The sequence below is a fragment of the Mesorhizobium sp. P2_H9 genome, assembly GCF_056403215.1.
The window spans coordinates 183336-209310 of the sequence record NZ_JBFUFX010000013.1 but is presented as its reverse complement, the minus strand read 5'-3'; the positions used below and the strand labels follow the sequence as shown (position 1 = coordinate 209310).

At 59.0% G+C, this 25975-nt stretch carries 25 protein-coding genes and 1 pseudogene; 9 read left to right on the top strand and 17 right to left on the bottom strand.

The window, feature by feature from the left end; genetic code table 11:
• Window position 1: 1 nt before the first annotated feature.
• The 5 genes from traF to AC1DXN_RS24345 all read left to right on the top strand — a co-directional run bounded on the left by traF (window position 2) and on the right by AC1DXN_RS24345 (window position 2859).
• The gene (traF, locus tag AC1DXN_RS24365; protein WP_477276590.1) at window positions 2-538 is read left to right on the top strand and encodes a conjugative transfer signal peptidase TraF; all 537 of its coding nucleotides are present in this window, start codon (window positions 2-4) and stop codon (window positions 536-538) included.
• Entirely contained in the window at window positions 507-1694 is a 1188-nt protein-coding gene (locus AC1DXN_RS24360) for a conjugal transfer protein TraB (protein WP_477276588.1), read from the top strand. The genes traF and AC1DXN_RS24360 overlap by 32 nt, the downstream gene beginning before the upstream one ends.
• A 112-nt stretch (window positions 1695-1806) precedes the next feature.
• Window positions 1807-2058 carry a type II toxin-antitoxin system Phd/YefM family antitoxin gene (locus AC1DXN_RS24355; protein ID WP_477276701.1) on the top strand — a complete coding sequence of 84 codons (252 nt, stop codon included), beginning with the start codon at window positions 1807-1809 and terminating at the stop codon, window positions 2056-2058.
• Window positions 2059-2060: 2 nt separating this feature from the next.
• A complete protein-coding gene (locus tag AC1DXN_RS24350) occupies window positions 2061-2504 on the top strand; it encodes a PIN domain-containing protein (protein ID WP_477276586.1) in 444 nt (147 codons plus the stop codon).
• A 118-nt stretch (window positions 2505-2622) separates the two neighbouring features.
• On the top strand, window positions 2623-2859 hold the full coding sequence (locus tag AC1DXN_RS24345) for a hypothetical protein (RefSeq protein WP_477276584.1): 237 nt from the start codon (window positions 2623-2625) through the stop codon (window positions 2857-2859).
• Between the two features lie 193 nt (window positions 2860-3052).
• On the opposite strand, the gene AC1DXN_RS24340 is transcribed toward AC1DXN_RS24345, so the two are convergent.
• The 3 genes from AC1DXN_RS24340 to AC1DXN_RS24330 all read right to left on the bottom strand — a co-directional run bounded on the left by AC1DXN_RS24340 (window position 3053) and on the right by AC1DXN_RS24330 (window position 6000).
• Complete coding sequence (locus tag AC1DXN_RS24340; RefSeq protein ID WP_477276582.1) at window positions 3053-3382, bottom strand: hypothetical protein; 330 nt, start codon at window positions 3380-3382, stop codon at window positions 3053-3055.
• A 58-nt stretch (window positions 3383-3440) separates the two neighbouring features.
• On the bottom strand, window positions 3441-4172 hold the full coding sequence (locus AC1DXN_RS24335) for a hypothetical protein (RefSeq protein ID WP_477421688.1): 732 nt from the start codon (window positions 4170-4172) through the stop codon (window positions 3441-3443).
• A 643-nt stretch (window positions 4173-4815) separates the two neighbouring features.
• Window positions 4816-6000, bottom strand: a complete 1185-nt coding sequence (locus tag AC1DXN_RS24330; protein ID WP_477276578.1) for a S1/P1 nuclease — start codon at window positions 5998-6000, stop codon at window positions 4816-4818.
• A 481-nt stretch (window positions 6001-6481) separates the two neighbouring features.
• On the opposite strand from AC1DXN_RS24330, the gene AC1DXN_RS24325 reads away from it, so the two are divergent.
• A complete protein-coding gene (locus tag AC1DXN_RS24325; protein ID WP_477276576.1) occupies window positions 6482-8191 on the top strand; it encodes a phospholipase D-like domain-containing protein in 1710 nt (569 codons plus the stop codon).
• 289 nt (window positions 8192-8480) lie between these two features.
• Here AC1DXN_RS24325 and AC1DXN_RS24320 read toward each other — a convergent pair whose 3' ends face one another.
• The 13 genes and pseudogenes from AC1DXN_RS24320 to traI form a co-directional block, all read right to left on the bottom strand.
• Window positions 8481-9221 (bottom strand): hypothetical protein, encoded by a 741-nt coding sequence (locus AC1DXN_RS24320; RefSeq protein WP_477276575.1) that lies wholly within the window; start codon window positions 9219-9221, stop codon window positions 8481-8483.
• Window positions 9222-9697: 476 nt separating this feature from the next.
• The gene (gene trbI / locus AC1DXN_RS24315; protein ID WP_477276573.1) at window positions 9698-11020 is read right to left on the bottom strand and encodes an IncP-type conjugal transfer protein TrbI; all 1323 of its coding nucleotides are present in this window, start codon (window positions 11018-11020) and stop codon (window positions 9698-9700) included.
• A gap of 14 nt (window positions 11021-11034) precedes the next feature.
• Window positions 11035-11508 carry a conjugal transfer protein TrbH gene (gene trbH / locus AC1DXN_RS24310; RefSeq protein WP_477276571.1) on the bottom strand — a complete coding sequence of 158 codons (474 nt, stop codon included), beginning with the start codon at window positions 11506-11508 and terminating at the stop codon, window positions 11035-11037.
• Between the two features lie 2 nt (window positions 11509-11510).
• Window positions 11511-12344, bottom strand: coding sequence for a P-type conjugative transfer protein TrbG (gene trbG, locus AC1DXN_RS24305; RefSeq protein WP_477276569.1), 834 nt, complete (start codon window positions 12342-12344; stop codon window positions 11511-11513).
• A gap of 19 nt (window positions 12345-12363) precedes the next feature.
• A complete protein-coding gene (locus AC1DXN_RS24300; RefSeq protein WP_477276567.1) occupies window positions 12364-13026 on the bottom strand; it encodes a conjugal transfer protein TrbF in 663 nt (220 codons plus the stop codon).
• A gap of 29 nt (window positions 13027-13055) precedes the next feature.
• A complete protein-coding gene (trbL, locus tag AC1DXN_RS24295; RefSeq protein ID WP_477276565.1) occupies window positions 13056-14252 on the bottom strand; it encodes a P-type conjugative transfer protein TrbL in 1197 nt (398 codons plus the stop codon).
• Complete coding sequence (locus tag AC1DXN_RS24290) at window positions 14246-14413, bottom strand: DUF2749 domain-containing protein (RefSeq protein WP_477276699.1); 168 nt, start codon at window positions 14411-14413, stop codon at window positions 14246-14248. The genes trbL and AC1DXN_RS24290 overlap by 7 nt, the downstream gene beginning before the upstream one ends.
• Before the next feature lie 65 nt (window positions 14414-14478).
• Entirely contained in the window at window positions 14479-15255 is a 777-nt protein-coding gene (trbJ, locus tag AC1DXN_RS24285; protein WP_477276697.1) for a P-type conjugative transfer protein TrbJ, read from the bottom strand.
• Between the two features lie 31 nt (window positions 15256-15286).
• Window positions 15287-17712, bottom strand: a pseudogene (locus tag AC1DXN_RS24280) (conjugal transfer protein TrbE).
• A 15-nt stretch (window positions 17713-17727) separates the two neighbouring features.
• Window positions 17728-18027, bottom strand: a complete 300-nt coding sequence (locus tag AC1DXN_RS24275; protein ID WP_477276564.1) for a conjugal transfer protein TrbD — start codon at window positions 18025-18027, stop codon at window positions 17728-17730.
• On the bottom strand, window positions 18020-18403 hold the full coding sequence (locus AC1DXN_RS24270; protein WP_477276562.1) for a TrbC/VirB2 family protein: 384 nt from the start codon (window positions 18401-18403) through the stop codon (window positions 18020-18022). The genes AC1DXN_RS24275 and AC1DXN_RS24270 overlap by 8 nt, the downstream gene beginning before the upstream one ends.
• Window positions 18393-19364 carry a P-type conjugative transfer ATPase TrbB gene (trbB, locus tag AC1DXN_RS24265; RefSeq protein ID WP_477276560.1) on the bottom strand — a complete coding sequence of 324 codons (972 nt, stop codon included), beginning with the start codon at window positions 19362-19364 and terminating at the stop codon, window positions 18393-18395. Before trbB ends, AC1DXN_RS24270 begins: the two co-directional genes overlap by 11 nt.
• 43 nt (window positions 19365-19407) lie before the next feature.
• Window positions 19408-20037: an acyl-homoserine-lactone synthase gene (gene traI, locus AC1DXN_RS24260; protein WP_477276558.1), complete on the bottom strand. Its 630-nt coding sequence runs from the start codon at window positions 20035-20037 to the stop codon at window positions 19408-19410.
• Window positions 20038-20248: 211 nt separating this feature from the next.
• Between traI and AC1DXN_RS24255 the strand changes: the two genes are divergently transcribed.
• Window positions 20249-20965, top strand: a complete 717-nt coding sequence (locus AC1DXN_RS24255; RefSeq protein WP_477276556.1) for an autoinducer binding domain-containing protein — start codon at window positions 20249-20251, stop codon at window positions 20963-20965.
• Between the two features lie 310 nt (window positions 20966-21275).
• Here the strand turns inward: AC1DXN_RS24255 and AC1DXN_RS24250 are convergent, their stop codons facing one another.
• On the bottom strand, window positions 21276-23672 hold the full coding sequence (locus AC1DXN_RS24250; protein ID WP_477276554.1) for a transketolase-like TK C-terminal-containing protein: 2397 nt from the start codon (window positions 23670-23672) through the stop codon (window positions 21276-21278).
• 122 nt (window positions 23673-23794) lie between these two features.
• Between AC1DXN_RS24250 and AC1DXN_RS24245 the strand changes: the two genes are divergently transcribed.
• A complete protein-coding gene (locus tag AC1DXN_RS24245) occupies window positions 23795-24268 on the top strand; it encodes an Lrp/AsnC family transcriptional regulator (protein ID WP_477276695.1) in 474 nt (157 codons plus the stop codon).
• Window positions 24269-24443: 175 nt separating this feature from the next.
• A complete protein-coding gene (locus tag AC1DXN_RS24240) occupies window positions 24444-25937 on the top strand; it encodes a tyrosinase family protein (protein WP_477421686.1) in 1494 nt (497 codons plus the stop codon).
• Window positions 25938-25975: the final 38 nt, after the last annotated feature.

Genomic DNA, 25975 nt, shown 5'->3' with positions numbered 1-25975 from the left:
GATGCGCCGCCAACGTCGAAACGCTTTCATCATTCTTGGCGCCGGCGCCGCGCTGGTTTTGTCTCTCGCTGCGGCTGGCGCGTGGGGTGGGTATCGGCTGAACATGACACCGAGCTATCCGCTTGGCCTCTGGCGGATCGAAGCAATTCAGCACGAGCCGAGAGTAGGTGACATCGTCTTTATCTGTCCGCCCCAAACGCAGGCCTTCGACCTTGCGGTTGTGCGTGGCTATCTCCCGCGAGGTCTATGCGCCGGCGGAACCGGTCCGCTGATCAAGACGGTCGCAGCCATCGCCGGACAGGAGATCGTCATCGACGGTCGCGTGCATATCGACGGCAGCCGCCTCGAGAATTCCGAACTCCGCACAGTCGATACCGAGGGCAGGGTACTCACAGCCTTCGTCGGCGGCGTGGTGCCGACGGGGGATGTCTTCCTTCACTCCAGATATCCAGGTTCATATGACTCGCGCTATTTTGGGCCGGTTCCGGTCGACGGCATTCTCGGCCTTGCAAGGCCGATCCTCACCTTCACACCTTGAAGCGCTGCGTTCGCTTGGGTTCATCACCGGCGGTGTGGTCGCTGGCGCTATCGGCTGGAGCGGAAATCCGCTCGCCCTTCCAGCAGCCATGGCGTTTCCTGGGCTGTGGGCGTTTTCGCCCTCGCGAATGATCGCCGCCTGCGTGTCGGCAGGATATTTCCTTGCCGCCTCTCGCGGCCTGCCGCAGGGCGTAGCGAACTTCTTTGCATCGCAGTTTGTGCTCGGCATCGCGCTTTGGTTTGCTGCGTCGCTCGCCTTCGTAGCCGTCCATGCGGTCCTCTGGACGTCGAGCCAGGGCTGGCGACGGGCTTTGCGCTACGCGATCGCTGCGGTGGCGATGAGTATCCCGCCCTTCGGTGTTGTCGGCTGGGCGCATCCGATCACGGCCGCCGGAATTCTGTTTCCAGCATGGGGTTGGTTCGGGCTAGCTGCGGCTGCAATCCTCATGATCGCCATGACGACGAAGCGATGGTCGATCGCGGTCGCGCTCCTGGCATGTTTTTGGGCCGTGTCCGCCGCGAGTTGGACGCCGCCAAATCCGCCGGAAGGTTGGGTCGGCATAGACACGCAGTTCCGAGGTTCTGCCGATCGGTATGCCGACTATACACAGCAACTTGAGACCATCGCTCTCGCCAAGACGGCGGCCGTGGGCGGGGCAAACGTCGTGGTCCTGCCCGAAAGCGCCGCCGGCCGCTGGACGCCGACCGTCGAACGGCTCTGGGCAAGAGAGCTGACTGGGAGCGGCGCAACTGTCATCGCCGGGGCTGCCGTGATCGACCAGGATGGCTATGACAACGTCATGATGCGAATCTCGGCCGAGAGAAGTGAAATCCTCTATCGTGAGCGCATGCCGGTTCCGATCTCCATGTGGCAGCCATGGCTCGCCTGGGTCGGGCAGCGCAGCGGGGCGAGGGCGTATGTCTTTGCCAATCCTGTCGTCGATGTAGAGGGCGTGAAGGTTGCGCCGCTGATCTGCTACGAGCAGCTCATCGTCTGGCCGGTGCTACAATCCCTTCTCCATCGCCCGGACATCATCGTCGCGACCGCAAATGGCTGGTGGACGTCAAGCACCAGCATCCTCGCGACCCAAGAGGCGAGCGCACAAGCCTGGGCGTCTCTGTTCGGCTTGGCGCTTCTCTTGGCGATCAATCGCTGATGGAGGAAGGCCCGGTCATATCGAGGGACTGGTCGATCGCGTTAGGCTACGGCCTTCTTGTCAAGGCGCGCTTCATAAGCTATATGACTACTTTGGTCACATGGTTATCAAGATGAAAGAAGTTCAGCTCAAAGACGTGAAGGCGACGTTCTCGCATGTTGTCGACGAAGCGGTTGCAGGCGCACCGACGGTTGTCACCCGTCACGGCAAAAGAGAGGCTGTCGTAATCAGCTATGCGGACTACGAGCGCCTTTCCCGTGTGCCATCGCTGGGTTGGCTGCTCACAAACTCGCCCTTGGAGGATGGTGACCTGCCACCGCGAAGCCGAAAGCCTGCGCGGGCTCTGCGTGATCCGGCGTTCTGACGTTGTACCTTCTGGATACGAATGTCGTCAGTTTGCTTGCCCCGTCGAGATGCAGGACACCCTCCGACAAAAGACTGGTTGCCTGGATAGTCGAGCGATCGTCCGACCTTTGGCTGTCCGTCATCACCTCGGCTGAGATCGAGGACGGTATTGCGAACGCCAAGCGAACCGGTGGCACCAAAAAAGCGGCAGCGCTCGCTGAATGGTGGGGAGAAATTCGTCACTACTACGGTAGCCGTATTCTGCCTCTTGATCTCGAGACGGCAACGATAGCCGGGCAACTCATGGCAGTCGCCCGCGGAGCTGGCATCTCGCCCGGTTTCGAGGATATCGCGATTGCTGCCACAGCTAAGCAACACGATCTGATCGTGCTCACGGACAATGAAAAGGATTTCAGACCGCTCGGAGTTCGGTATCAGAATCCGTTCGTGGGGCTTCCAGTCTAGCTCAACGTTCCGGATGTGGAAGAACACTATCACCAGTCGCACTAGGGCGATCGTGGGTAGTAGGTTAGTTTGAAATCTGGCCTTTGAAGTGACGCATTCGCAATGTCATATAGGGTCAATGACTGACTCTCCCTATGATGGCTTTCGCTTCGAACACAGCCGTACCGATATGGGCATGCCCAACGGCGTGCTCAAAGTCCACATTATTGCAGTGGCGCGAAGCCTCGACGAAGCCGAAGCCTTAGCCGGCGATATTTTGCCGGAGCAAGGCCTCCGTCTGATCGCTAAAGGTCCGGACGTTCTGAAAGCTGCAAGACTAGTCCATCTGAAAGATGGCGAGGCCAAGGTTCTATGAGCGGCCACCGAAAGCGTTGATGCCTGGCTCTTCCAATAATTCAATTCAGGTTTGGTGTATAAGTGTCTGAATAATATAGATTAATTTCGGTTCCATAATGTATGTTATGCAACTATAATCGAATGTCTCATATGCGTTGCGCCTTGAGGATGCCGCTCTGTTCAAAGCCGACGCTGAGAATCTCCCGTATTATTCAGGGATGAGCTCGCGGGTCGTTCACGCTGATGATGTCGCAATGCCAACCCGAGCCATCCACCCAATCGCAACGTATAACGTGCGAAGGGTCACCTCTGATGGGCGTGATCGTCGGTCGTTTGGCCGTTGCGAGGATGAGGTTCGCCTCCTCGGCTCGGACGATATTGGCGACCAACTGCTTGCTCGGACCATGCCACTCCAGAAGCGCCAGTCGATGAGGGTCGTTGGCAAGTGGCTGCAAGCTCAGTGTCAATTGTCCCAACTTTGCCAGGCGGGCTTTCCGGCGCCCGGTCCGCATCCGCCTCAGGTTTTTCTGTTTCTTGTCCATACCTGCTCCCTATTTTTTAGCGCAGTGTGCAACATGATTGTTGCTTTGATCGGCCGCACTAATTTGTGGACACTGCTGCCTTGATTTGTTGAGCTAGATGAGCGTTCTCAGCCTCCGGCGCGAGTGAAGGATTCTGCTGGGATGGATCGAGCGGGCCCATGGTGATGAGCAGGTCACTGGTTCTGTCCCGCCGTGTATCGAAGGTTGTGCCGGTGTCGTTGAACGATGCCCGCACCAGCGTTACGGTCGGCGTGACGCCGATTGCGGTCAACACTTGGAACTTCACTTCATGCTGCAGGACATTCTGCTTGAAGACCCCCTTCGCTGAATCTGGAAAAGCAGCTACCCGCGTCGCTGAGGGCGATAATTGTTCGAACAGGAAGTCACCCAGTCGCAGATCGTTTTTTATCAGCGGTGAGTGCGAACCACGTGCCGGCTGAAGCCCGGACTTGCAGTAGTCCATCGTCCGGAGCTCTTTCACGGTGTAAAAGTAGTTCGACTTATCCATCCGCGTTGCGGTTGCGGTCCCCGTAGCGGAGGCCCCGAGTGTTAACGCGGACACGACGGGCGTCGGAACCTTCCATTTTAGACCAGGATTAAGCGTGGTTTTTTCCTCGATCGTCAGAGTTAGGGCCATCTGGATGCCCCAGCTGTCGAACCACGCTGCGGCCCTTGGCGGATGGTCAATATCCGCCTTTATGAACTCTTTGACCGCATTGCTCAGATCACAATGCACGCTCTGGATAATGGCTTGGATCAGCAGCTGCTCTTCGCCCTGACCGAATGGCATTTCCTCTATACGAGGAACCTGTGTCCCGCAGCTTGCGAGACCTGTACAGCTCATCGCAAATACAGCAACTCGCGCAAACCTCATCATCTTATGCGGCCCCCCTTGGCTCAATCGTGATGCTAGGTATTGTGCGAGTAGTAAGCCAATTGTCTCTTAGGAAGCTGTAGTATTTATGAGACACGGTCGGTTTTTTGGCTGGTCCCGCCTCCTCCTTCTGGGTAGTCGTGCAGCGACCTGCTGCACGCGACGCTGAGGACTATGAGGAATGGGAATGATTTAAGTAAAGCGCCAGCTTTCGCCGAGCGCTGGTTCGGCTTCGTCGACTAGCTTGTCTTTCGATATTTTGTTCGAAGCACTTCAACCGCTTTCTCCAGCGCCTCGCCCATACCCAGCCCTGGGTGCCGGCATTCAGGACAGACTCAGCGATGGTTCAGGCTTGGCGGGAACCCAACCCTATCGGCACAGCCATGGAAGCGGTCAAAGGGTATACAGGGTGTAGCCGGTGGAATGTCCGTCAACCGGTCAGAGGCATTCCATCGGAGAAGCCGGTTTTGGCTCTGAGACCGATCCGACAGGGTGGTCTGAGCGTCAGCATAGTGCCGCGGGCGACGCTTCAGCTCGCCCTCCCGGGCCATGCGTTTCGTCAGGGCTTTGGCTCTTCAGTCACCGGATCGATTTTGCCGGTAACTTCCGCGGTTAGCACCGAGCTCCATGGGCACCAGTGCGCCTTAGGCAGGTAACTGCCACCAATCTCATCGAGATGCTGCTCGACCTGGGCCATGTTCGCGTCACAAATCTCGATCGCCTGCTCGAAGAAACTGATGCTGGCGGGGACAAGGGAATAGGACCATTTTGGATTGTAGGGCGCCTTCGCCACGACGATGGTTCCCTGCACATGGCGGTCCATGCTGGTCTTCAGGATGGCCCTGGCAGCGGCAATAATCTTCTGGTCGACCAGCTTGAAAACAAAGGAGTTGCTGGGGCTGTTGCCCGGCCCCGGCTGATCAAACGAAAAATAGGCGGGGGCGCTGAGATCCGGTAACGCTTCAAGCACGGCCGCTAGCCGCACGGCTGCCAACCCCAACTGCCGGTCGACGTCAGTTATGTGTGCTTTGAAATAGTCGTCGCCCAATACCGCGTTGTTTGCGACGTACGCCGATTTGGCGATCAGGTGGCTTGCCTCCGCCCACTTGACGGGATCAGCTTCGGCGACGTCGGCCGGTGTCAGCTTCGGAAGGACATCTGCGGCTAGGTGGTCGACATATTGCTCTGCGGTGAGGTTTGCGTGGAGGATAAGGCCGCTGTCCCAGACTGAATGCAGATTGGCCTTCTTGTCGTCAAAGAACGTGACCTTCACCAGGTTGCCGCCTTGATCGGATTCGCCGTCCGTAAAGCGTTCGATCGCATGAAACGGCTGGTGAATATCTCCCACGAAATGGACCAGTCGCTTGAGCGCGTCTGCGCGGTCGAAGGGCGACGCCTCTGGATTTATGATGAGTGCTTCTTCGCGCGCGATCGCTGCCACGACACAGTCGCCGGTCACTTCAAGCGCACAATCTCGCGCTGCATCAAAGTGGTCCTCATCAAAGGGAATGTCCACGAAGTGCCAGCGGGCGGTCTCCGGGCGCGAAATCCGAATGTCATCGGCCATGATGGCGCCGGTCACAAGGGGCGCTCCAAACAGGATTCTGCGGATCTTGGTCTTTGCCGCCGGCGTGAGCCTTGCCTCGGCAAGCATTGCAACGACCGAATGACCTTCTGGTCCCCAAGCCCTCGCCGGAAAGGCCGCAAGACATACCACTACTGCCAGTGCGATAACACGATTCAAAATCCCCTCCCCGCTTTCATCGAATGTCCTCACCTTACTGCAGAAATAGGCAAATAAGCACATCTCCTGGTGAAAAATTATTCCATCGCCAAAAGCACCTTGCACGTCTTGAAAGTCGACTGGCCTTTCGCGGTGCGAGCGTGTGCCAGGAGTGGAATAAAAACATTAGCAGACTAAGCTTCTAACGATTACCGAACTGACAACTGACGTACGACCCCGTTCATAGTGGGATTGATGGAACTACGATTTGGCGTTTCTTGCGTCTCTATGTCTTGAGTCATTCTTTAGGATGTGCTGATGTGCCATGTACAGCGGGCGGCCCGCAGAAATATAATGGGGGCGATGACACCGGGGCAACGTGTCCGCATGTGTTGGATGGCGCCGCTTGAGGCCGCCATCTCTAAGGGGACGATAGCCAATCAAGGATACGAAAAGGTTCAGCAGCTGGACATCCCGTCTATCGCTGCGGCAAGGGGGCAAAATGCGTAAGACAGAGGTCGGTCAAGTGTTGGCCGTTCGTGCGATTGGCGGGCTGCATGTGGTGACGCTCGCCTGGGATTTTGTTGCTGGACAGGAGGCCAAACGCGACGGGCTCATGGGGTTCGCCATTGAACGCACCGAGGTTGGGACGAACGGAAAGGACGTGGCGCGGTACTACCTCCGTGGCACCAAGCGTTTTCGTCACAAGGATGAAGGGCTTGCTCCTGGAACCCCGGTTCCAACTTCAGAACATCCCGCGCAAACGTTTCAATGGGGGGACTATACCCCGCAACCAGCCACCACCTATCGGTTCAAGGTCGTGCCGGTCTACGGCCAACCCAAGATGCTGACGCTCGACGATGCGTCGTCGACCACAGTCACCGTCACCACCGAAGCCGAGGTGGATGCTGAAGCTGCAGATGGAAGCCCGAGCCACGATATCTATTTCAATCGCGGTGTGGCCGGGTCACAAGCCTTCGCTCGGAAATTCGGCGACCAGAAACTCGATGAGAATGCACCCAAGTCGGATCCGATGGTGTGGCTGTCGCGAGGTCTCTTTGAAGCGCTCACCGGCTTTATCGGCCTTGCTGCGAAAAAGAAGACGGCCAAGAACTTTGCACTCCGGGCGATGCTCTACGAGTTCCACTACGCTCCGGTCGGGCTCGCGTTCAAGGAGGCGGCCGCAGCGGGGGCCGACGTCAGCATCCGCTACGAGGCCCAATCCTACAAGGATGACAACGAGACGATGATCAACCACGTCGGCATTGCCGACCTGTGCAAGCCGCAAAAAGTGAGGGCTGGCATTCGCCACAACAAATTCATCGTGCTGTTGGAGAAGGAAAAGCCGATTGCGGTGTGGACAGGTTCGACAAACATCTCGGCCGGCGGCATCTTCGGTCACTCAAATGTCGGCCACGTCATCTGGGACGCCGAGATCGCGCAGCGCTATCTCGATTTCTGGACACAATTGGCTGAGCCGGATGTCGCAACGAAGGACTTGAAGGCCGCCAACGTGAAGGTGGAGCCCACACCCGCGCCAGGCGAGGCCCCGCCAGAGGATCGTATTCTTACACTGTTTTGCCCTCGGGATAGCAAGGGCGACGACAAGACCTTGCAGTGGTTTGCGGACCTCATCGGTGGGGCAAATAGGATCGCCTGTGCGACCATTGCCTTCAATCTCGACGAACTGCTCCGAAAGGCCTTGCTGGAAGACGACGGAACCCTCCGCTACGCGGTGTTCGACAAGAACCCGGGAAAGCTCTTCGAGGACGACGTCTACCGCATTCGCAACACGGTGATTGCCCCTGGTGCCAAGCTTCAGGCAGGCGATATGGAGAACTTTCTTGGAGAGCAACTCACGGGTTTCAACAAGAATCTCTATATCCACGACAAATTCATCCTGGCCGATCCGCTCAGCAAGGATCCCATCGTGGTGACCGGCACGGCCAATTTCAGCAAGCCTTCGCAAAACGCCAATGACGAGAACATGCTTGTCATTCGCGGCAATACCCGGGTTGCGGATATCTATTTCGGCGAATTCATGCGCATTTTTGACCACCTCTATTCCCGCTACATCGTGCGCAAGTTGACAGATGAGGGGAAGCACGATCCCAACGCCGGCTACCTCAAGGAACAATCCAAGGAGTGGGTGCCCGCCAACTTCAAGGCGGGTCCGAAGCAATTGCGGCGTCAGTTCTTCATGGCGGAATGAGCCGGCTCCGCTTGCTAGCTGGCTGAGCTCGCCAAGGCCAAGCTGAGGCAACCGCCGCACTCGGGACTTCATGGAAAAGGGGTACAGAGGGCAAGCACGGAGCTGCCCCTTGACGGGGACACGCCGTTCCGTACTCAGGCCGGTTCGAACCGGTATGACGCGGCGGTCTTAGCAGCGTCAGCATAGCGCCCGGGGTCGGGACTGATCGACCCCGGCGGAGGGTTGCCGCCTGAAACGCAAGCTCCGGATGCGAAATGGTAGCGGGCGATTGAGGCTTACAGTCTGCGGTTTATGACCCCAAGTGAGGTTTTACCAGCACACTTGGCTCATTGAGGTAAGGATCGAGGAGCGTCTTTGACTTCGCATCGTAAATGTTTGGATTGATCAGAATAGGAGATTGTACCAAGCCTTCCTTCGAGACGCTCGTATCGTAGGCGGTGATGTGGCCGGCCCAAATCGATCCTTCGGCAGCCGAATCCTTGACGATGTGGATGTTGCCGAGGACAAATCCATCGGTATCGGAAATGGTCAAGTCAGCAGCTTTTCCGTCCGAGATACCGCGCAGCTGCCACCATTCGGCATCGGGTTCCGAAACGTTCGCCTGCGAGCTCGCGTCAGTCCTGAAACGCCCCATGACCCCGCCCTTGTGGTCAAGGCCCATCAACTGAAATTCATAGGCAAATTTCATGCGATTTCTTAGTGTCCCTTGGTCAGGCGCGTTCTCCCTCGGCTCATTTGTCACCCCTTCATAGATGCCCTGGAGATGGACCGCGGCGGCAGCGGCGTTGATGCTAGGCAGCACCCAGACTGGTACGAAGTTCAGCGCAATTGAAAAGGTTGCGATCGTTCCGCCCGTCGCCCAGGCCACCCCTTTAAAAGCGGTGACAACACTGCTCCATGAAAGCTTCCGCCGAAGCCTTTCAAAATAAGGTTCTTTCGGCTGAAGCGCATCCGAGACGGGCGCTTTCTGCGAATGGTGGTGGTGATGATCGATCTTCAGATTTGGCCCTAGGGCGATCTGTGCTGACATATCAGGGAGACTGCGGGAAAGCGCTAAGCTAGGCATTCTGGTCCTCATAAGTTTGAAAGGAAACCTTATGCACTGCAACGCAATTACTAACTCTTATGAATCAAGTAGGAGAACTCAGAAAGATTTTAAAGATCGGCGCCAATTAATTATCTTTAATGTAACATAAGGGCGCGGTTAGGGTGCCTACTTCGCATGCTGCGCAGAACTGCTTGTGGCAGTCTATGCAAGCACTTAATACGCGTTCACGTAGCGCGCCAAATCTGACATTCTTAAGGCGTACAGCCCATATCTGGCGGAAGGATGCGCCTGGTGGCGCGAGCCAACATCCCTAAACGGACCGTTCAGAGGCATCTATCTTCACGACGCGGCGAGGGTCTGGCACGCATGACAATACGGTGACCTCTCGAAGGCACGATTGTGCTTCTTGGTCAGGCCGTGTTCGAAGATTCAGAAATTGCCGATGACATGACTGCGATTCAGGATCTGTAAGCACCCGGGAACACGACGTCCTGATCGACCAGGATGTTGAACTTGTAGCCCGGCCGGATTTCGAGTGTCGGCTGAACGTCGCTGTTCTTCGAGATCGTCCGCTCGGTCACACGGCCGAAGGTTTCCGCGAAGGACCTTCTCGCTGAATTCTCGGCACTGTTTTCAGAACCGAGGGCGTTGCGATCTTCGGGGATCGCCATGTCGACGCCGGCGCCGATAGCTGCAATCAGGACCGCCGACCCGAATATTTGCAGGTAGTGATTGTTCACCCTGTCCTTGAAGCCGCCGTACCCTTGAGCATCCGTTCCGGCCATGCCGCCGATCTGCAGCGTCGCGCCATTCGGGAAAATGATATCGGTCCATACGACCAGCACCCGCTTTTGGCCGAAGGTGACGCTCGAATCGTATCTGCCGAACAGCTTTGCGCCCTGCGGAATGAGCAGGCGATGACCGGTGGCACTGTCATAAACGTTTTGCGAGACTTGCGCGGCTATGCGTCCCGGTAAGTCCGAGTTGACGCCGGTGACCAGCGTGGCGGGGATAACCGAACCCCGCTTGAGCTCATAGGGTGAGAGCTGAGGGACGACCTGGTTGGGCAGGTAGCCGAGATCCTTGATATCCTGGTTGAAGAAGTCGGCCTTTGCGCCCTGGCCGTTCGCGTTGCCCCCGGCTTGGTCGGCAAGACCGGCACGCATTGCCTCGGCATAGAGATTGGCCGCGCTGGCTCCGGGCGAGTTCGTTCCGCCTGCATCAGCAGGGATATCCTTGCCTTCATTCTGTTGACCTTGCCGGCCGATGTTGACGGCGATCGGTGAATCATAGGCTGCATCATTTGCTTGAACACGAGCCATGCGCTGGCGATGCCGCTCGCGCAGATATTGTTCATCGAGTTCACGATCGAGCCGAGCCCGCCAGATGCGCTCCGGTTCAAGCGCCGGCTGCGGCGGGGCAACAGATTCATTTGTCGCCGGCGCCGGCTTGAACGGATTGGCCAGCTGGGCGGTGGTGGGCTGTGGTGCTGGCGCCGGCTGGAAGACAGAAGGTTCGACTGGCGCATCGATGACGCCATTCGTTACACCCCGCTTGAGTTGGTCGGCAAAATCGCGCGCGGGTGGGGAGTTCGATGCCGAGCCGATGCCATCATCTCCGCGAAACGGAAGGCCCCGGGTCGAAAGCCCATAGATGATGACGCCGAAGAACAGGATCGCGAGAACGATTGCCGCGATCACCGGCAACCGGTTAAGGCGCTGAATGCGGGGCGCACCGTCACCATCGTCCGTAGCCTTTGGTGAGATATCGAGTGAGGACATTCGATCTCCCTTTCCTAGTTGCGCCGCATGATGGACAGCGGGCTCGAAGGCATGGCACCCGTGCCCGTCACCGCATAGGCACGGCCAAGATCAATGCTCGGCGTCGACAGGCGGGCGAGCACGTTGCCCTCGAAACTGTCCATGACATAGGCAAGTTGAATGAGTTTGTTGTCGTCTGTTTTCTGGTCAGGTGTTGCCACGGCATAGCCCCAACCCTTCAGGGCGGGTGCCAGGGCTTTGCCGAAGGGTGAACTATCGGATTTGAGGACCACTGTTCCGTTTGCCGGACCGACGACCTCAGCGAGTTTGCTCACCATGTCGCCGGCAATCGCATTGGCAGCGGCGGGAGAAAGATCCGTCTTGTCTATGCTTGCAGTAGGATCGGTCTCGCCTGCCGTCTGGCAAGCGCTGATACCGATGCATATCACGGCGACCCCCGCAATCCGGGCGAGCGATTTGAATGATCCGATCACGCGAACACTGGTCACAATCATCCTTCCCGCTTGATGGTGATCTTCTCCTGCTTCCAGCCGACGCCGGAAATCAGAACAGCGCGGTCGACCATGTAGTCGACGACCATCATCGTGCCTTTCATCCGGTAGTTGACGATCCGGTTCTCGCCCCCCGAGACGACGAAGAGGACAGGCGCATCCTGACTGCCAAAGGACGACGGGAACTGGATGTAGGTCTTGGTCCCGTCCGAATAGACGCGGCTCGGTTTCCACCGAGCCCGACCGCTCGTCCGATAGCCAAAGTTGAGGTTCTCCGCCGGGACGCCTGCACCCGGAATCGTACTCGCCTCCATCCGTGCGTTGATTTCGGCGAACTTCTGATTGACGTCCTCAGGATATTCGAACCCAACGCGGGCCATGTACTGGGTCTGGTGTGATTTTAGCTGGATATGATAGGTCCGCCGCGACGTTGTCACGACCATCGACGAGACAAGGTCGGGTTCGGAGGGCTTGACGATCAAATGGACCGACTGGCCGCCGACCGCGCCGGATGTTGCTGGTTCAACTTTCCAACGCACGGTGTCGCCTACCAGGACATCGCGAACGACCTCGCCAGCCTGCAACTCGACGTCACAAACCTGCAGCGGTGAGCAGACAACGGACGGCTGCACCTCGCCAAAAAGGAAGATGACTTTTCCATCGGCGCCCTTGGTCACCAGACCGCGCGAGCCCCGCCACTTCCCGGATATGCTGGTGCCTTTCGTCTCGTTGGCGCTCATATCTTGAGCCGCTGCCATCGAGGCCCAGATCGACGCCGATGACAGTGCGAGCATAGCGATGCGCGCTCCAGCACGCACGGATGATGGGGTCATGATGAGAACCTCAAGGAAGTCATAGTTGCGCGGTCCAATCGAAATCGCGAAGATACAACCCGATTGGGTTCAGGCGGATGATTTCCTCATCCTGCGGTGGGGTGAGCGTAACGGTGGCAATGCCTCGAAAACGGCGGGTAGCTGTCTCCTTGCCTTTGCGGTCGCGTTCGAATTCGGTCCAGTCGACCTGATAGCTCTGGTTCGACAGGGCGACGACGTTGTTCACCTCGATCGCCACCGTCGCGGTCTTGGCTTTCTCGAACGGCGAATTTCCTCGAAACCAGCTGTTGATCTTTTCCGTAGCGGGATCCGAAGTCCGCAGCAGTGCGTAGGTGCGGTCGATGTATTGTTTCTGGACGACCGCATCCGGCGTGATCGACCGGAAGGATGTGATGAAGCCGCCAAGGGTCGCGCGAACGACGCGGGGGTCGGCGTACTCGATCTGCTGCGGATAGCCGGCGACGGCTGCCGCGCCGAGCTTGTCGACCTCGACGATATAGGGCACCAGCTTTACCTGTGAGGCCTGATAGAGCGCGTAGGAGAAGCCGATCACCGCCATGGTCATGCCGGTGATGCCGACGATGCGCCAGGCGCGCGCAGCCTTCACATAGCTTCCGTAGCGCTCGTTCCATTCCTGCCGGGCGGCAAGATAGGGATTGTCGGGATGGTCGCTTCTGGCCATCTGTGCTGGTCTCGATCCTGTGTGAGGGGTCACTTCTTGGGAGCCGGACCGGAGTTGCTAGAACCCGGACGTTGTTTGGGCGCCGAGCGACCGGCATCGAGCTTGGCGTTGGCCAAGCCGAGTGTTGACGTCCCATAAGACCCAGGTGCGCCGATCGCCTGTGCCTTTGCAGCGGATGCCAATGCACCGCCTGCCGATCCGACACCTGAGAACACGCCCTTAACTGCGGCAGGACCGAATGATGTTCCCGACTGTCGGGCTTCGGAGTAGGCGGAAGCGCCGGCCCTCGCTCCGCCATACGCAAGAGCAGCGGCGCCAAGACCAGCCGAAGTTGCCTGCCCGCCGTGACGTATCGTTTCCATGCCGCCGGTGACAGAGACGCCCTGGACCACGCCTTGAATTATGTTTGGCACGTACATCGCGATGATGAAGACCACGACTGATATGCCGGCGATCGCAAGCGTTGTGATGAACTGGTCCGATGTCGCGGTTGGTGCTTCCGCTAAACCGAGCAGCACCTCGGACCCGATACGGGCTATCATGACCAGCGCCATCAGCTTCATACCAACCGATAAGGCGTAGACTAGATAGCGAACAGCGAAGTCCTTGGTGAAAGATGAGCCCCCAAGGCCAAGCATTATCATGCCAGCAAGCAAGCCGACATACATCTCGACCATGACCGCAACGAAGATCGCGGCAACAAGGGAGAAAGAGACGACCACCACGATCATGGCGAAGACCGCGGCGATCGCCAGTGCGTTGTCTTCGAACAAGCCGAACTTCGCCTGCTCGGACATCTTTGAAGCGACACGTATGCCGGCGTCGAAGACGTTGGCGGGCGACGCTGATCCACCGTTAGCACCTATCTGGAAGAGACTGTCGACGATTGCTTTGGCGAAGCTTGGCCCTCGTTCGAGCATGAACGCGAAAAGCCCAACGAACATGATCCGTCGAACCAGCTCGGCGAACCATGCATCGAGGGAGGCAGCATTTATGGCAAGCCACACCGCGGCGATGCTGATCTCTATCCCAGCAAGGATCCAGAACAGGGAACGGGCGGCATCCATCACGGTCGTTTCCCAATCCTTGGCGGCGGTGACGACGGAGTTCTCCAGCGTTGTCAGCACCGAGCCTTCCTGGGCAAGGGCGGGAGCGCACGCCAACAGTACAAGGGCAGCGGCGGTTACGGCGACGAACCCGAACTCACGTCTTGATTTCGTTACCATCGCGGCTTCATTTCCTGTCCATTTCGGACATTGCGACCCGGGTCACCGCCAAAGAATTTCTCCACTCGGTTGGGGTGTTCGGCATCCGATGCTGATGGTGTTATAGGAGACGACGACGAACTTGTTGCTGGCATCTTGGTTGTCGTCGCCCATGCCCACACAACAATACCTCCCGCGAAGAAACTGAATAGGAACGCGAGGGCCAAACCGAGGTATGGACGGTTGCTCACCAGCGCGGCTCCATGGTCTGGCCGCTGCGAATGTCACGCGTTGGGGCATTGAAGAATTTCTCCCGTCGCGCTTGTGCGAGATCCTTCTCCACTTGTTTGGACTGCAACCAGGTTCCCATCATGGTCGTTTGCTGAGCCAGCAATCCGCGCAGCTTCTGGGTCTGGGCTACCTGCTGGGTCGCGATCTGATGCCCGACCTGGAGAGCCTTCATCTGCCCATCAGCCGTCTCCGACATCGAGCGGAGTTGGCTCATCGTGGCCTCTTCGGTGGAAAACTGTTCGGCCGTCAGGTTGGCCGCCTTCAGTGTGCCGGCGATCGTGTCGCGGTTGGTATCGGACCAGCTTTGCCACGCGCTGGAAAAGTCCTGTCCTTCCGGCAGGTTGGTCTTGAAGTCGGAATAACTCTTGAACCGCTGCTTCAGGACATCGTCGATGTTGCCCATTGAAAAGGCGATCCCCTCCCCCTGGTTCACGACGCCTTGGAGTTTGCCGAGATCGTTCTCGACTTGACCCCAAACCTGGGAAGGGAGTTTCGCCGTATTTTGCAGCATGTTTTCATAGATGCGGATCTGGTTCTGGATCTGCTCGGCAAGCTGCGTGATCTGCGTGACCTGGTTCTGGATTTGCTCGGCCGATTGGCCGACGAGGCCGACGAGTTCTGAATTGTTGAGCAGCTGGGTCCATTCCGTCGCGTTGCCAGTCATTGCGCCGGCATTGGCAGGGATAGAAGCTACCGAGGTTGATGCTAGGCTTGCCGCAAGGATCAAGACCAATGGACCATGTGAGCTTCGCCGTGCGCCGCCGTTACGATTGGAGCATAGTGTCGGCATTCTCGATTCCTCTTTGCTTTAGCCAAAAGGCGGGCCAATGCTGGCCGTGAACGTCGCGTAATTCCTGGATGCGCTTGAGGTCGTCCTTGCCGGCAGCGCCGACGAAGGACAGTGTTGCGGGACCGAGCGCCATGTCGAACAGCCGGCGCCCGTCGGGCGAGACGACGTAATATTCACGCTTGGGAAGGGCTGTCGCGACGATCTCGATCTGTCGCTCGTTGAAGCCTATCCGTTCATAGAACTCCCGGGTGCCGCTCTCCCTGGCAGCCCCGTTGGGCAAGCAAATTTTCGTTGGACAGGATTCTTTCAGCACGTCGATGATGCCGGACTGCTCGGCATCCGAGATCGACTGCGTTGCGAGGATGACCGCGCAATTCGCTTTGCGCAGGACTTTGAGCCACTCCCTGATCTTGTCGCGGAACACGGGGTGTCCGAGCATCAGCCAGGCCTCGTCGAGGATGATGAGACTGGGCGATCCAGTGAGGCGCTTCTCGATACGACGGAACAGGTAGAGCAGAACCGGAATGAGGGTCCGGTCGCCCATATTCATGAGCTGCTCGATCTCGAATGTCTGGAATGACGACAGCGTCAGACCGTCGGCTTCGGCGTCGAGCAGGTGCCCCATCGGACCGTCGACGGTGTAGTGGTGAAGTGCGTCCTTGATCTCCCGCAATTGCACACCTGACAGGAAGTCGGAGAGGGATTTGCCTTCGGACTTCGCCATGAGGCCCAACTGCCGGGATATGGCATTGCGATGCTCTGGCGTGATTTTCACGCCCTGCAGCGCGATCAAGGACTCGATCCACTCCGCGGCCCAGGCGCGGTCGGCATCGGAGCCGAGTTCGGACAGCGGGCAGAAGGAGAGTCCCTCTCCTGCCCCGACATCGTGATGATCACCGCCGACAGCGAGCGTCAGCGGCAGCATCGACCTTCCTTTGTCGAACGCGAAGATCTGTGCGCCCTTGTATCGCCGGAACTGCGCCGCGATCAGGCCGAGCAGCGTCGACTTGCCAGAACCGGTGGGGCCGAAGATCAGGGTGTGACCGACATCGCCGGAGTGAAGGTTGAGCCGGAATGGCGTCGAGCCCGATGCGACCTGGCAGAGCGGCGGGGAATTCTCCGGGTAGAACGGACACGGAGCAACAGCACTTCCCGACCATACTGCGTTCAGCGGGATAAGGTCGGCGAGATTGCGCGTGTTGATCAGCGGCTCGCGGATATTGGCATACCAGTTGCCTGGCAGGCCTCTGTTGCATTGAGCGTCTCGATGCGCGCGCCGAAGCCTTCGGCTTGAACAAGCCGACGCACGGCTTCCGCTTTGTCGCGAAGCCGCCGCTCGTCCTGATCGAACATGACGATGACCGGCGTGTAGTAGCCGTAGGCGACGAGCTGCGATGACGATTCAGCGATCGCATCCTCAGCCTCGGTGACCATCATGGCGGCATCCTGGTCGATCGATCGGGAGTTCGTCTGAAAAAGCTGGTCGAAGAAAGGGCGCACCTTCTGCTGCCACTTCCTGCGGGTTCGTTCGAGTTTTTGGCGAGCCTCTATCGCGTCGAGGAATACGAAGCGCGACGACCAGCGATAGGTCAGCGGCATTAGGTCGAGCGAGTTAAGGATGCCGGGCCAGCTTTCGGCCGGGAATCCGTCGATCGCCACCACGGCGAGATAGCGGTCGTCGACCAGTGGCGACAGGCCGTGATGGAAATCGGCCGTCACCAGGAAATCGAGATACATCGGGATCGCCGGCAGCCTGATCGGATGGTTCTCGCCGACGATGCAGAAGCGGACGAACTGCAGGAGTTCGTCATACTTTGCGATCCGGGTCCCGCCGTGCTCGAGTGTTTCCTGCGTGACCATGCGCCGGATCGACAGCACGTTAGCCATGTACTGTTCGAACTCGCGAATTGCAGACCGGAAATGCCCCAGAACGGTGTCGGCAAAGCCCTCGTTGCGCGAGGCGTCGTCGGAATAAACATACTTTGCCAGCGATGACCTGCGCTTCTCTGCCGCGCGGTAGGTGAGTAGGATCGCGTGGCGGCTCTCGAAATGGCCGCTCTCGGCCTCGAAATGTCTTCTCCGCTCGTCGTCGATCGCCGTGCTTACAGGGTCGGGAAAATTTGTGTCCTCGCGCTGCGGGTAGCTGGTGGTGGGCACGCGCACGGCTTCAACCTGGATCATCCAGCCTGTGCCGAGGCGAGCGAGGATCGCGTTGATCTGGCGCGAAATCTCGTTGCGCTCGAAATAGGTCGAGCTTTCGGAATCAGGCCCGGCAAAGTACCAGGCGGCAAGCAGCGAGCCGTCCTTGAGGAGAAGGATGCCGTTGTCCACGAGACCCGCGTAGGGGAGCAGGTCCGAAAACGATGGACTGGAACTGCGGAATTTTCTGAGCGCAACCATGATCGACGTCCGTGGTCAGTATGCCCGCCAGGGCGTCGAGGTCGGCCGGTAGTGCGGCCTGTAACGGATGTGGCGCATATAGACGGACCGCATCATGGGATCGGCCTTTGCCATCATCCGGAGCATGCCGACGATGAAGATCCAGATCGCCATGCCAAACAGCACGGAGAACCAAGTCAGAACGACGAAGATCAGGATGACGCTTGCCAAGCCCGTCACGAGCACCAGCTCCCGGTCTGCGCCGAACAAGAGGTTCGGACGGGAAAGCGCGCGATGGATCCTCACGCGGTGGAGGTGGCTGACACGCTCAGCCATCGGTACCGGCCGTCGAGAACGCGGACGCCCGTCCATCAACGTCTGTTTCCATGGACGCGCCGATCGATGCGCCGCCGGCGCCGAACAGCCCGACAATCTGCGTGGCGCCGAGAAGGATGCCCGCAACGAGTACGACATAGACCAGCCGTCGTGCGAAATCGTTCAATTCGCCGCCAAAGATCAGCATCGCCCCGGCGATCGCCACGGCTGCCAGTGCAATTGTCCCGGCGACCGGTCCGTTGATCGACTGCTGAATCTGTTGGAGCGGACCCTCCCAGGGTAGTCCGCCCCCTCCCCCAGCAGCGAATGCTGGTCGGCCGAGTAAGGTAGAAAATCCGATCAATCCAAATGCTACTTTGATCGCTTTACGCGACATGGCGGTGCCCCTCTTCGCTGCCGTGGGATTCGATGCGGTACTGGCGGTTGCGGTATCCTTCGATGACCAGCAATTCTCGAACACGACGGCCCTTTGGCGTTCGTTCGATCGAGATGACCAGGTCAACCGCCTCGCCGATGATTTCTGGCATCGGGTTCGAGCTGATCTCGGCTGTCAGTTGCTCGAGACGCCTCAACGCTGAAAGCGCGCTGTTCGCGTGAACGGTGGCGATGCCGCCGGGATGGCCTGTATTCCAGGCCTTGAGCAACGTGAGAGCTGCCCCGTCGCGGACCTCGCCGACGATGATCCGATCCGGTCTCAGACGCATCGTGGATTTGAGCAGCCGGCTCATATCCACGGCGTCCGTCGTATGGAGGGCGACCGCGTTTTCAGCCGCGCATTGGATCTCTGCCGTATCCTCGAGAATGACCAGCCGGTGTTCCGGCGTCAGGCTGACCATCTCGCCAATCACCGCGTTGGTGAGCATGGTTTTACCTGTTCCTGTGCCGCCGGATACGATGATGTTCATGCGGTTCTCGACGGCGTTGCGGATGACCGACGCCTGGTACCCGGTCATAATTTTGTCGCGCACGTAACTGTCGAGCGGGAAAACCCGCGTGGCGCGCTTGCGGATCGTGAAGACCGGCGCTGCGACCACTGGCGACAACAGTCCCTCGAACCGATGGCCGCCGATCGGCAACTCGCCGGAGACGATCGGCCGGTTCAGGGTCACTTCAGTTCCCAGCGCGTGCGCAACCGTGCCAATAATCGTCTCGGCTGCCTGCGGCCCCAGGCTGCCTGCCTGCGTGATCGGTTCGCCGATCCGTTCGACGAATAGTTGGCCATCGGGATTGAGCATGATCTCGACGACGAGCGCATCATCGAGCGAGTTGCAGATCGTGCTGCCCAAGGCCTCGCGGAGTTTGCGGACGAGACGATCGTGTGATTGCGACGTGGGCATCGTGAAGCGATCTTTTCTGGATGCGATGTGTGATGGCCGATCCTCACGCCGCGAGCGCGAGGTGATTGGTGAATAGTGGTTGGTAGCCCTCCGGCTGGACGCGAAGGGCGTTCTCGAGAGTTGCGGGAATGATGCCGGCGATCGCGGTGGTGTTTCCAATGGGATGCGGCGCGCCAAGCCGCTTGAACGGTAGACCCGCCCTGCCGAGAATTCTTTCGAAACGAAGGTCGGTGACGGTCGCGACTTCCGTGTAGCCATTGACCAATGACCATTCGAGAATGCCTGTGAACAGCGCCATCGTCGCCTTGTGGAGTCCTCGGGCCGCATTTTTCATGCCAAGCTCCGTGTCCACGCAGAACCGGGAACTTTCGATCATTCCAGGATGGCACGGCATGGGATGGCCATCGAGAAGGATCGGAAACGTTCTGCCCAGCATTGTCGGCCCGGTGCCTGGGAGAAGCCTGGCGCAGCCGACGACAGCGTGCAGATCATCCGTCACAGCGAGGAGGTAGGTCGGATCGAGTGCATCGTACTCGTCGACTTCGCGCCCAGCCTCGACTGTTACAGTCCAGTCGAGGCGTTCCCTGAACACGCGCGCTCGTAGCGCGTGCATTTGATCAATGAGCCTGTTGCCTACCCTGTTTTCGCCGTTCCGGACCTCAATAAGCCGCATGCCTTTTTCTCCGCGTTGCTTCGACGACGCGAAAAAAACAGGGTTCGAGTAGGCGGGCCATTTCGGGTTTCCGAAGGTCGTTCAGGTTGCGAAAGCCCACAGGGGATGAACGGTCCTCTAGCGGGGGTTGTATTTTGGAGGTTGATCTCACTCCCTTGAACTTGAATAAGAGAACCACCTTATGAGGCTGGGGCAGCACGAAGGAGAGTTGATGAAGTCTCTAAAGCCACAGTTTGAAACGCTGCGGGACTGGTTGAAATTAGCGCAAGACAAGCCCGCCATTGATCAGGCTTTGCGCAGGTTCGCAAATGCCCAGGGCTTTGAATGGTTCACCTATCTCTCAGTTCACGAAGCTGACGTGTATGGCATGTCGAACTATCCGGTGGAGTGGCAGAAGCACTATCTCGACAGCGGTCTCGCCAAGGTGGACCCTGTCGTCGAAGCGGTATCCCCGAGACGCGGAGCCTATGCCTGGTCGGAGAACGGGTTGCCCGTTCCCGCAAGAAAGTCTCACCGAACTTTCTTTGGCGAAGCCCGAAATTTCGGTATCCGTTCGGGGATCTCTATCCCGATCTTCGACGGGTTCGGAAGGCGTGCCCTCTTCACCTTCTCGTCCCGTGACAGGAAACCCGATACAACGATGCTGGCGGACGGTTACTCCGTTCTGACACTTGGTGCCTTCGTTGATGGCTATCTGCAGAGCCGCAATGACCATGACCTGATGAGCACAGCGCCCTCCCCTTTAACGAGCTATCAGCTGGAATGCCTGGCGTGGCTCCTACAGGGCAAGACCAACGACGATATCGCAGCACTTCGCAACGTCAGTCGGCGAGCTGTCGAGTTTCAGCTGCAAAACATTCGTCGGAAGCTCAACGTCGTGACCACCTACCAGGCCCTCGGCATCGCGATAAAGCGCAAGTGGATTTGAGGTTTCGCACAGATGGTTCCTATCAGGAGGCTCTGCTGCGGGATGATATGCGTGGCCGACCTAGCATTGTAGAGGTTGAAGTTCGCTTTTCTATAAAAATGCGGCGATGGTCGCCGCATTTTTGGATGATTGTAAATTCACCGACGATCAGCGAAAATTCCTACTCTGCTTCAAGACGCGCCGCCCAAAATGGGACCCGCTTGGCATCGAAGGGGCACGGATTTCCCGCCGTTCGTGGGAAGCTGCACAATCTGGAACGGATGCCCGAAAAACCGCACCGCCGGGCTTTGGACCCTAACCACAGGCGACATCAATCCAGTGCTTTCAAATAGCGGAGCGGCCGGCCACCGGTAACCCTGTCGGCAGCCGTCGCGATGGAGTTCGCGTCAATACCGAAATGCCTGTAGAGATCGTCAATCGTCCCAGACTGACCAAAGTGTTCGACGCCAAGGCTACGTGTGCGGTGCCCGTGGACCGAACCCAGCCAGCCCAATGAGGCTGGATGGCCATCAGTAACGGTGACGATCGCACAATGGCCCGGAAGGTCTGCGAGCAGCCTTTCGACATGGCTTCTGGCATGGGCGAGACCACGTTCGCGCGCCCGGCTCGCCGCCGTCCATCCCGCATTCAATCTATCTGCTGAAGTCACCGCCAGCAGACCGATATCGCGACGGTCCTCCGCCATCATGCCGACCGCCTCGATCGCTTCCGGCGCGACGGCGCCGGTATAGGCGACGATCAGATCGGCATTCGGGCCAGGGCGGCGCAACCAGTAGCCGCCATCGACAATGTCCTGCTCGAGTTCAACTGTCATGGTGCGGCTGATCTGCTCGACAGGCCGTGTCGACAGGCGCAGATAGACCGATCCGCCGGTCTCGTCGCGCAGCCATGTGCGCTCCGACTGCACGTTGTCGCCGTCTCGCTGCATATAGTCCAGCGCAAAGCGCATGATGACGGCCAGTTCATCGACGAAGGCCGGCTCGTAGGCCGCGAGCCCATCCTGCGCCATGCCGATCAGCTGGGTGGCGATCGACTGGTGCGCCCCGCCTTCGGGCGCCAGCGTGACGCCCGAAGGCGTGGCGACGAGCAGGAAACGCGCATCCTGGTAGCAGGCATAGTTGAGCGCATCGAGGCCACGCTGGATGAACGGGTCGTATAGCGTGCCGATTGGTAGCAGCCGCTTGCCGAAGATCGAATGCGACAAACCCAACGCCGACAGCAGGATGAAGAGGTTGTTCTCGGCGATGCCGAGCTCTATGTGCTGGCCGGACGTGCCGAACTCCCATTTCTGCGTCGATGCTATGCGTTCGTTTCGGAACGTGTCGGCCAGCGCTTCCCTGGCAAAGAGCCCACGCCGGTTCACCCACGGGCCGAGATTGGTCGACACGGTCACATCCGGCGAGGTGGTGACAATGGCATCGGCGAGCGGCCCGCCGGCCCGCGCGATCTCGTCCAGGATCCGTCCAAAGCCGACCTGTGTGGAGACGCTGCCCTTAGCTTCCGCGACAAGATGATCCGGCACGATAATGCGTTGCGCGTTATGGCGCCGCTGACCGTTGGCCGCGAACGGAACTGCGTCGAGAAAACGCCGCAGTTTGATTTTGTCGATCTCCAACCCTTCGAAATGATCCCACTCGCGCCCCTCGCGGACCGACATCGACGCACGAAACGTCGCCATCTGGTCCTTGGTCATCAGCCCGGCATGATTGTCCTTGTGGCCGGCGAGCGGCAGTCCGAACCCCTTGATCGTATAGGCGATGAAGCAGGTCGGCCGGTCGTTGCCACGCGCCGTCTCGAACGCGTCGAGCAAGGATGGCAGATCGTGGCCGCCAAGATTGGTCATCAGAGCCGCCAGGTCGGCATCGGAACGGCGATCGACAAGTGAGGCGAGATGCTGATTGTCGCCGATATCGGCRAGCAAGCGCTTGCGCCAAGCCGCACCGCCCTGGAATGTCAGCGCCGAATAGAGCTGGTTCGGACAGGCATCGATCCAGGCGCGCAGCGCCTCGCCGCCCGGCTCAATGAAGGCGGCCTGCTGGAGGGACCCATACTTGAGGATGACGACGTCCCAGCCGAAATTGCGGAAGATGCTTTCGAAGCGCTCCCAAAGGCCCTCCCGCACGACGGCATCGAGGCTCTGCCGATTGTAGTCGACGATCCACCAGCAATTGCGCAGGCCGTGTTTCCAGCCTTCCARCAGCGCCTCAAAGATGTTGCCCTCATCCATCTCGGCRTCGCCGATCAGCGCCACCATGCGGCCTTCCGTGGGGTTGTTGTCGCGGGCGCGCAGATAATCCTGCACCAGCGCGGCAAACAGCGTCTGGGCGACACCCAGTCCCACCGAACCTGTGGAAAAATCGACATCATCGATATCCTTGGTCCGCGACGGGTAGCTTTGCGCACCACCGAAGGCTCGGAACCCTTCGAGCTTCTCTCTGGTCTGGTCGCCGAGGAGATATTGGATGGCGTGGAACACCGGCGAGGCATGCGGCTTCACCGCGACGCGGTCCTCCGGCCGCAGCACGGAAAAATAAAGCGCGGTCATGATCGTCGCCAGCGAAGCCGACGACGCCTGGTGTCCGCCGACCTTCAGTCCGTCGGTGCTTTCGCGCAGATGATTGGCGTTGTGGATCATCCACGCCGACAGCCAGAGCACCTTTTTCTCAAGTGCCGAAAGCGCCTCCAATTCCTTCTTGTCCAAGCGCATGCCTCCAGGTGAAATCGATGGAAACCATAGCGCAGGGGAAAAGCCTGTTGTCGCTAAACTTGCCTAATTTCGACAACAGCTTTAGCGGTTTTCCTCAAAATCGATCATTGGAGAGACGTTCCATGCCAAAATCCCAACTTGACGACATCGATCGCAAGATCATCGCCGCGCTCCAGGTAAATGGCAGGATGACGGCGCAACAGCTTGCCGACCAGGTCGGTCTTTCGGCCTCACCCTGCGCGCGCCGGGTCCGTCTCCTCGAGGACAGGGGCGTCATCACCGGCTATGCCGCGGTCATCGACCAGGACCTCGTCGACCTGCCGATTTCGGTATTCGCGTCGATCAGACTGGAGCGCCAGCGCGAGCACGAGCTGGAGCGGTTCAATACGGCGATCGCGCGTTGGCCGGAGGTCGTGGACTGCTATCTGATGACGGGCCAGCGCGATTATCTGCTGCGCATCGTGGTGCGTGACCTGCACGCTTATGACCGCTTCCTGAAGGAAAAGCTCACGCGGCTCGACGGCGTCGCCTCGATCGAGTCCAGCTTTGCGCTTGCGCAGATCAAGCGGTCGAATCGTCTTCCGGTCGAAGCGTGATTTGCTGCAATCGGGGACGGGTTGTTTCTATCCTCAGAGTTAAGCGAGGATGGCTACAATTCTTCCATACTATCAGGAAGTAATATGGTACGTTGCCCAAGCAAGGCTACGCAAGCGTGCGTCAAAGCACCCCGGCAAGGTGGAACGGGCTCGGCGGTAGTTGAAAAAGGGGGGCATGATGGTCGGCAAACGCGAGGACGCCTGGAAGCTGGGCGCAGGTTGGAACGAAACGTTCCTTTGGTACGCAAAGGCCGTGAACGAGCTGAAGACACGCCCCGTCACGGATAGGACGAGCTGGCGCTATCTCGCCGCGATGCATCAGTTTGACCGCGATCTTTGGGTCCACCTCAAAATCATCGACAAGAAGACGCCGCTTCCACCTGCCAGTGACACCGATGTCGCCTGGAACCAGTGCCAGCATTCCTCCTTCTACTTCCTCCCCTGGCATCGCGGCTATCTCGCGCGCTTTGAGGAAATCATCGCGGCAACCGTCGTCTCGCTTGGCGGAAAAGCCGGCTGGAAACTGCCTTATTGGAACTATCTCGATGCGACCAACCCGGACGCCCGCAAGATACCTGAAGCGTTTCTCCTGAAGTTTCTTCCAGATGGCACGACGCGGAACCCGCTTGAGGATGTTCCGCGCTATGGCCAAAAAGTCCTCGGCCCAGAGCCGAAGCTGCAGATCGATGACATCGACCTGTCTGCCATGGGCGAACCCGATTTCACCGGCTCAGTTAGTTTTGGGGGCAGCAAGACGCTGTTCTCCAATCCCGATAGCGGCGTACGGGGCCAACTGGAGAATGCGCCGCATGGTTCGGTCCATGTCCTTGTCGGTGGGGCCCGTCCGGCCAACGCGGGCGAAGGCTTCCTTTCCGCCTTCGAGACGGCCGGACTGGATCCCTTGTTCTGGCTCCATCACTGCAACATAGATAGGCTTTGGGCCGCTTGGATGACCAAGCCTGGGGTTCGGATGGAGGCGGGCAAGCAATGGCTCGACGGTCCGTCCGACCGCGCCTTCGCCGTTCCGAAAGCCGATGGCTCGGGATTGGAAAACTACACGGCGCGCGATACTCTGGCCGGCGGCAAGTTCTATCCTGAGTATGACGACCTGCACGCGGGTACCGGTGTTCCGATCCCGCCCATCGGCGGCGTAGCCGTCAGCGTCGCACAAGGACCAGCGGCAATGGCTGAACCAAAGGTCATCGGAGCAAACAGCGAGAAGGTTACGCTCGGCGACAAACCAGTCGAAACTGCCGTGAAGATCGCCCCGGTAGAGGGCAAGGCGATGGTCACAGCCATGGGACCGAATGCGCCCGCAGCGGCTGCGGGCAAGCGGACGTTCCTCAAGTTCGAGAATATCCGCGGCGTGAGCATCGCAGGCGGCCTCAAGGCCTATGTCAATGTCCCGGCCGGCGCTGAAGATGCTCCGCCGCAGGATCATGTCGCAGGTAGCGCTGCGCTGTTTGGCCTTGCCAGCGCCTCCAAGGTGGACGGCCAGCACGGCGGCAACGGGCTCACCCTCATTTTCGACATCTCTGATCTTGCCCGACGCCTTGTTGACAAGGGCGATTTCGATCCCGCGCACCTGCGGGTGAAAATCGTCTCGGCACACGGCGGCGGTGACGCGGACCCAATTACGATCGAACGCGTCAGCGTCCTTCGAGGCTGATGCGGTCACCGTGCTCTTTTGGTGGCGTGAAGGGGACC

Coding starts and splice junctions, on each gene's coding strand:
- AC1DXN_RS24335 (WP_477421688.1), bottom strand. CDS start 4,172: ATGCCATTCGGTCAGGGCGAAGAGCAGCTGCTGATCCAAGCCATTATC.
- AC1DXN_RS24270 (WP_477276562.1), bottom strand. CDS start 18,403: ATGTCGCGTAAAGCGATCAAAGTAGCATTTGGATTGATCGGATTTTCT.
- traI (WP_477276558.1), bottom strand. CDS start 20,037: ATGCGGCTTATTGAGGTCCGGAACGGCGAAAACAGGGTAGGCAACAGG.
- trbG (WP_477276569.1), bottom strand. CDS start 12,344: ATGACCCCATCATCCGTGCGTGCTGGAGCGCGCATCGCTATGCTCGCA.
- AC1DXN_RS24300 (WP_477276567.1), bottom strand. CDS start 13,026: ATGGCCAGAAGCGACCATCCCGACAATCCCTATCTTGCCGCCCGGCAG.
- AC1DXN_RS24355 (WP_477276701.1), top strand. CDS start 1,807: ATGAAAGAAGTTCAGCTCAAAGACGTGAAGGCGACGTTCTCGCATGTT.
- AC1DXN_RS24245 (WP_477276695.1), top strand. CDS start 23,795: ATGCCAAAATCCCAACTTGACGACATCGATCGCAAGATCATCGCCGCG.
- AC1DXN_RS24240 (WP_477421686.1), top strand. CDS start 24,444: ATGATGGTCGGCAAACGCGAGGACGCCTGGAAGCTGGGCGCAGGTTGG.
- AC1DXN_RS24340 (WP_477276582.1), bottom strand. CDS start 3,382: ATGGACAAGAAACAGAAAAACCTGAGGCGGATGCGGACCGGGCGCCGG.
- trbL (WP_477276565.1), bottom strand. CDS start 14,252: ATGGTAACGAAATCAAGACGTGAGTTCGGGTTCGTCGCCGTAACCGCC.
- AC1DXN_RS24275 (WP_477276564.1), bottom strand. CDS start 18,027: ATGGCTGAGCGTGTCAGCCACCTCCACCGCGTGAGGATCCATCGCGCG.
- traF (WP_477276590.1), top strand. CDS start 2: ATGCGCCGCCAACGTCGAAACGCTTTCATCATTCTTGGCGCCGGCGCC.
- trbB (WP_477276560.1), bottom strand. CDS start 19,364: ATGCCCACGTCGCAATCACACGATCGTCTCGTCCGCAAACTCCGCGAG.
- AC1DXN_RS24325 (WP_477276576.1), top strand. CDS start 6,482: ATGCGTAAGACAGAGGTCGGTCAAGTGTTGGCCGTTCGTGCGATTGGC.
- AC1DXN_RS24320 (WP_477276575.1), bottom strand. CDS start 9,221: ATGTCAGCACAGATCGCCCTAGGGCCAAATCTGAAGATCGATCATCAC.
- trbI (WP_477276573.1), bottom strand. CDS start 11,020: ATGTCCTCACTCGATATCTCACCAAAGGCTACGGACGATGGTGACGGT.
- AC1DXN_RS24255 (WP_477276556.1), top strand. CDS start 20,249: ATGAAGTCTCTAAAGCCACAGTTTGAAACGCTGCGGGACTGGTTGAAA.
- AC1DXN_RS24345 (WP_477276584.1), top strand. CDS start 2,623: ATGACTGACTCTCCCTATGATGGCTTTCGCTTCGAACACAGCCGTACC.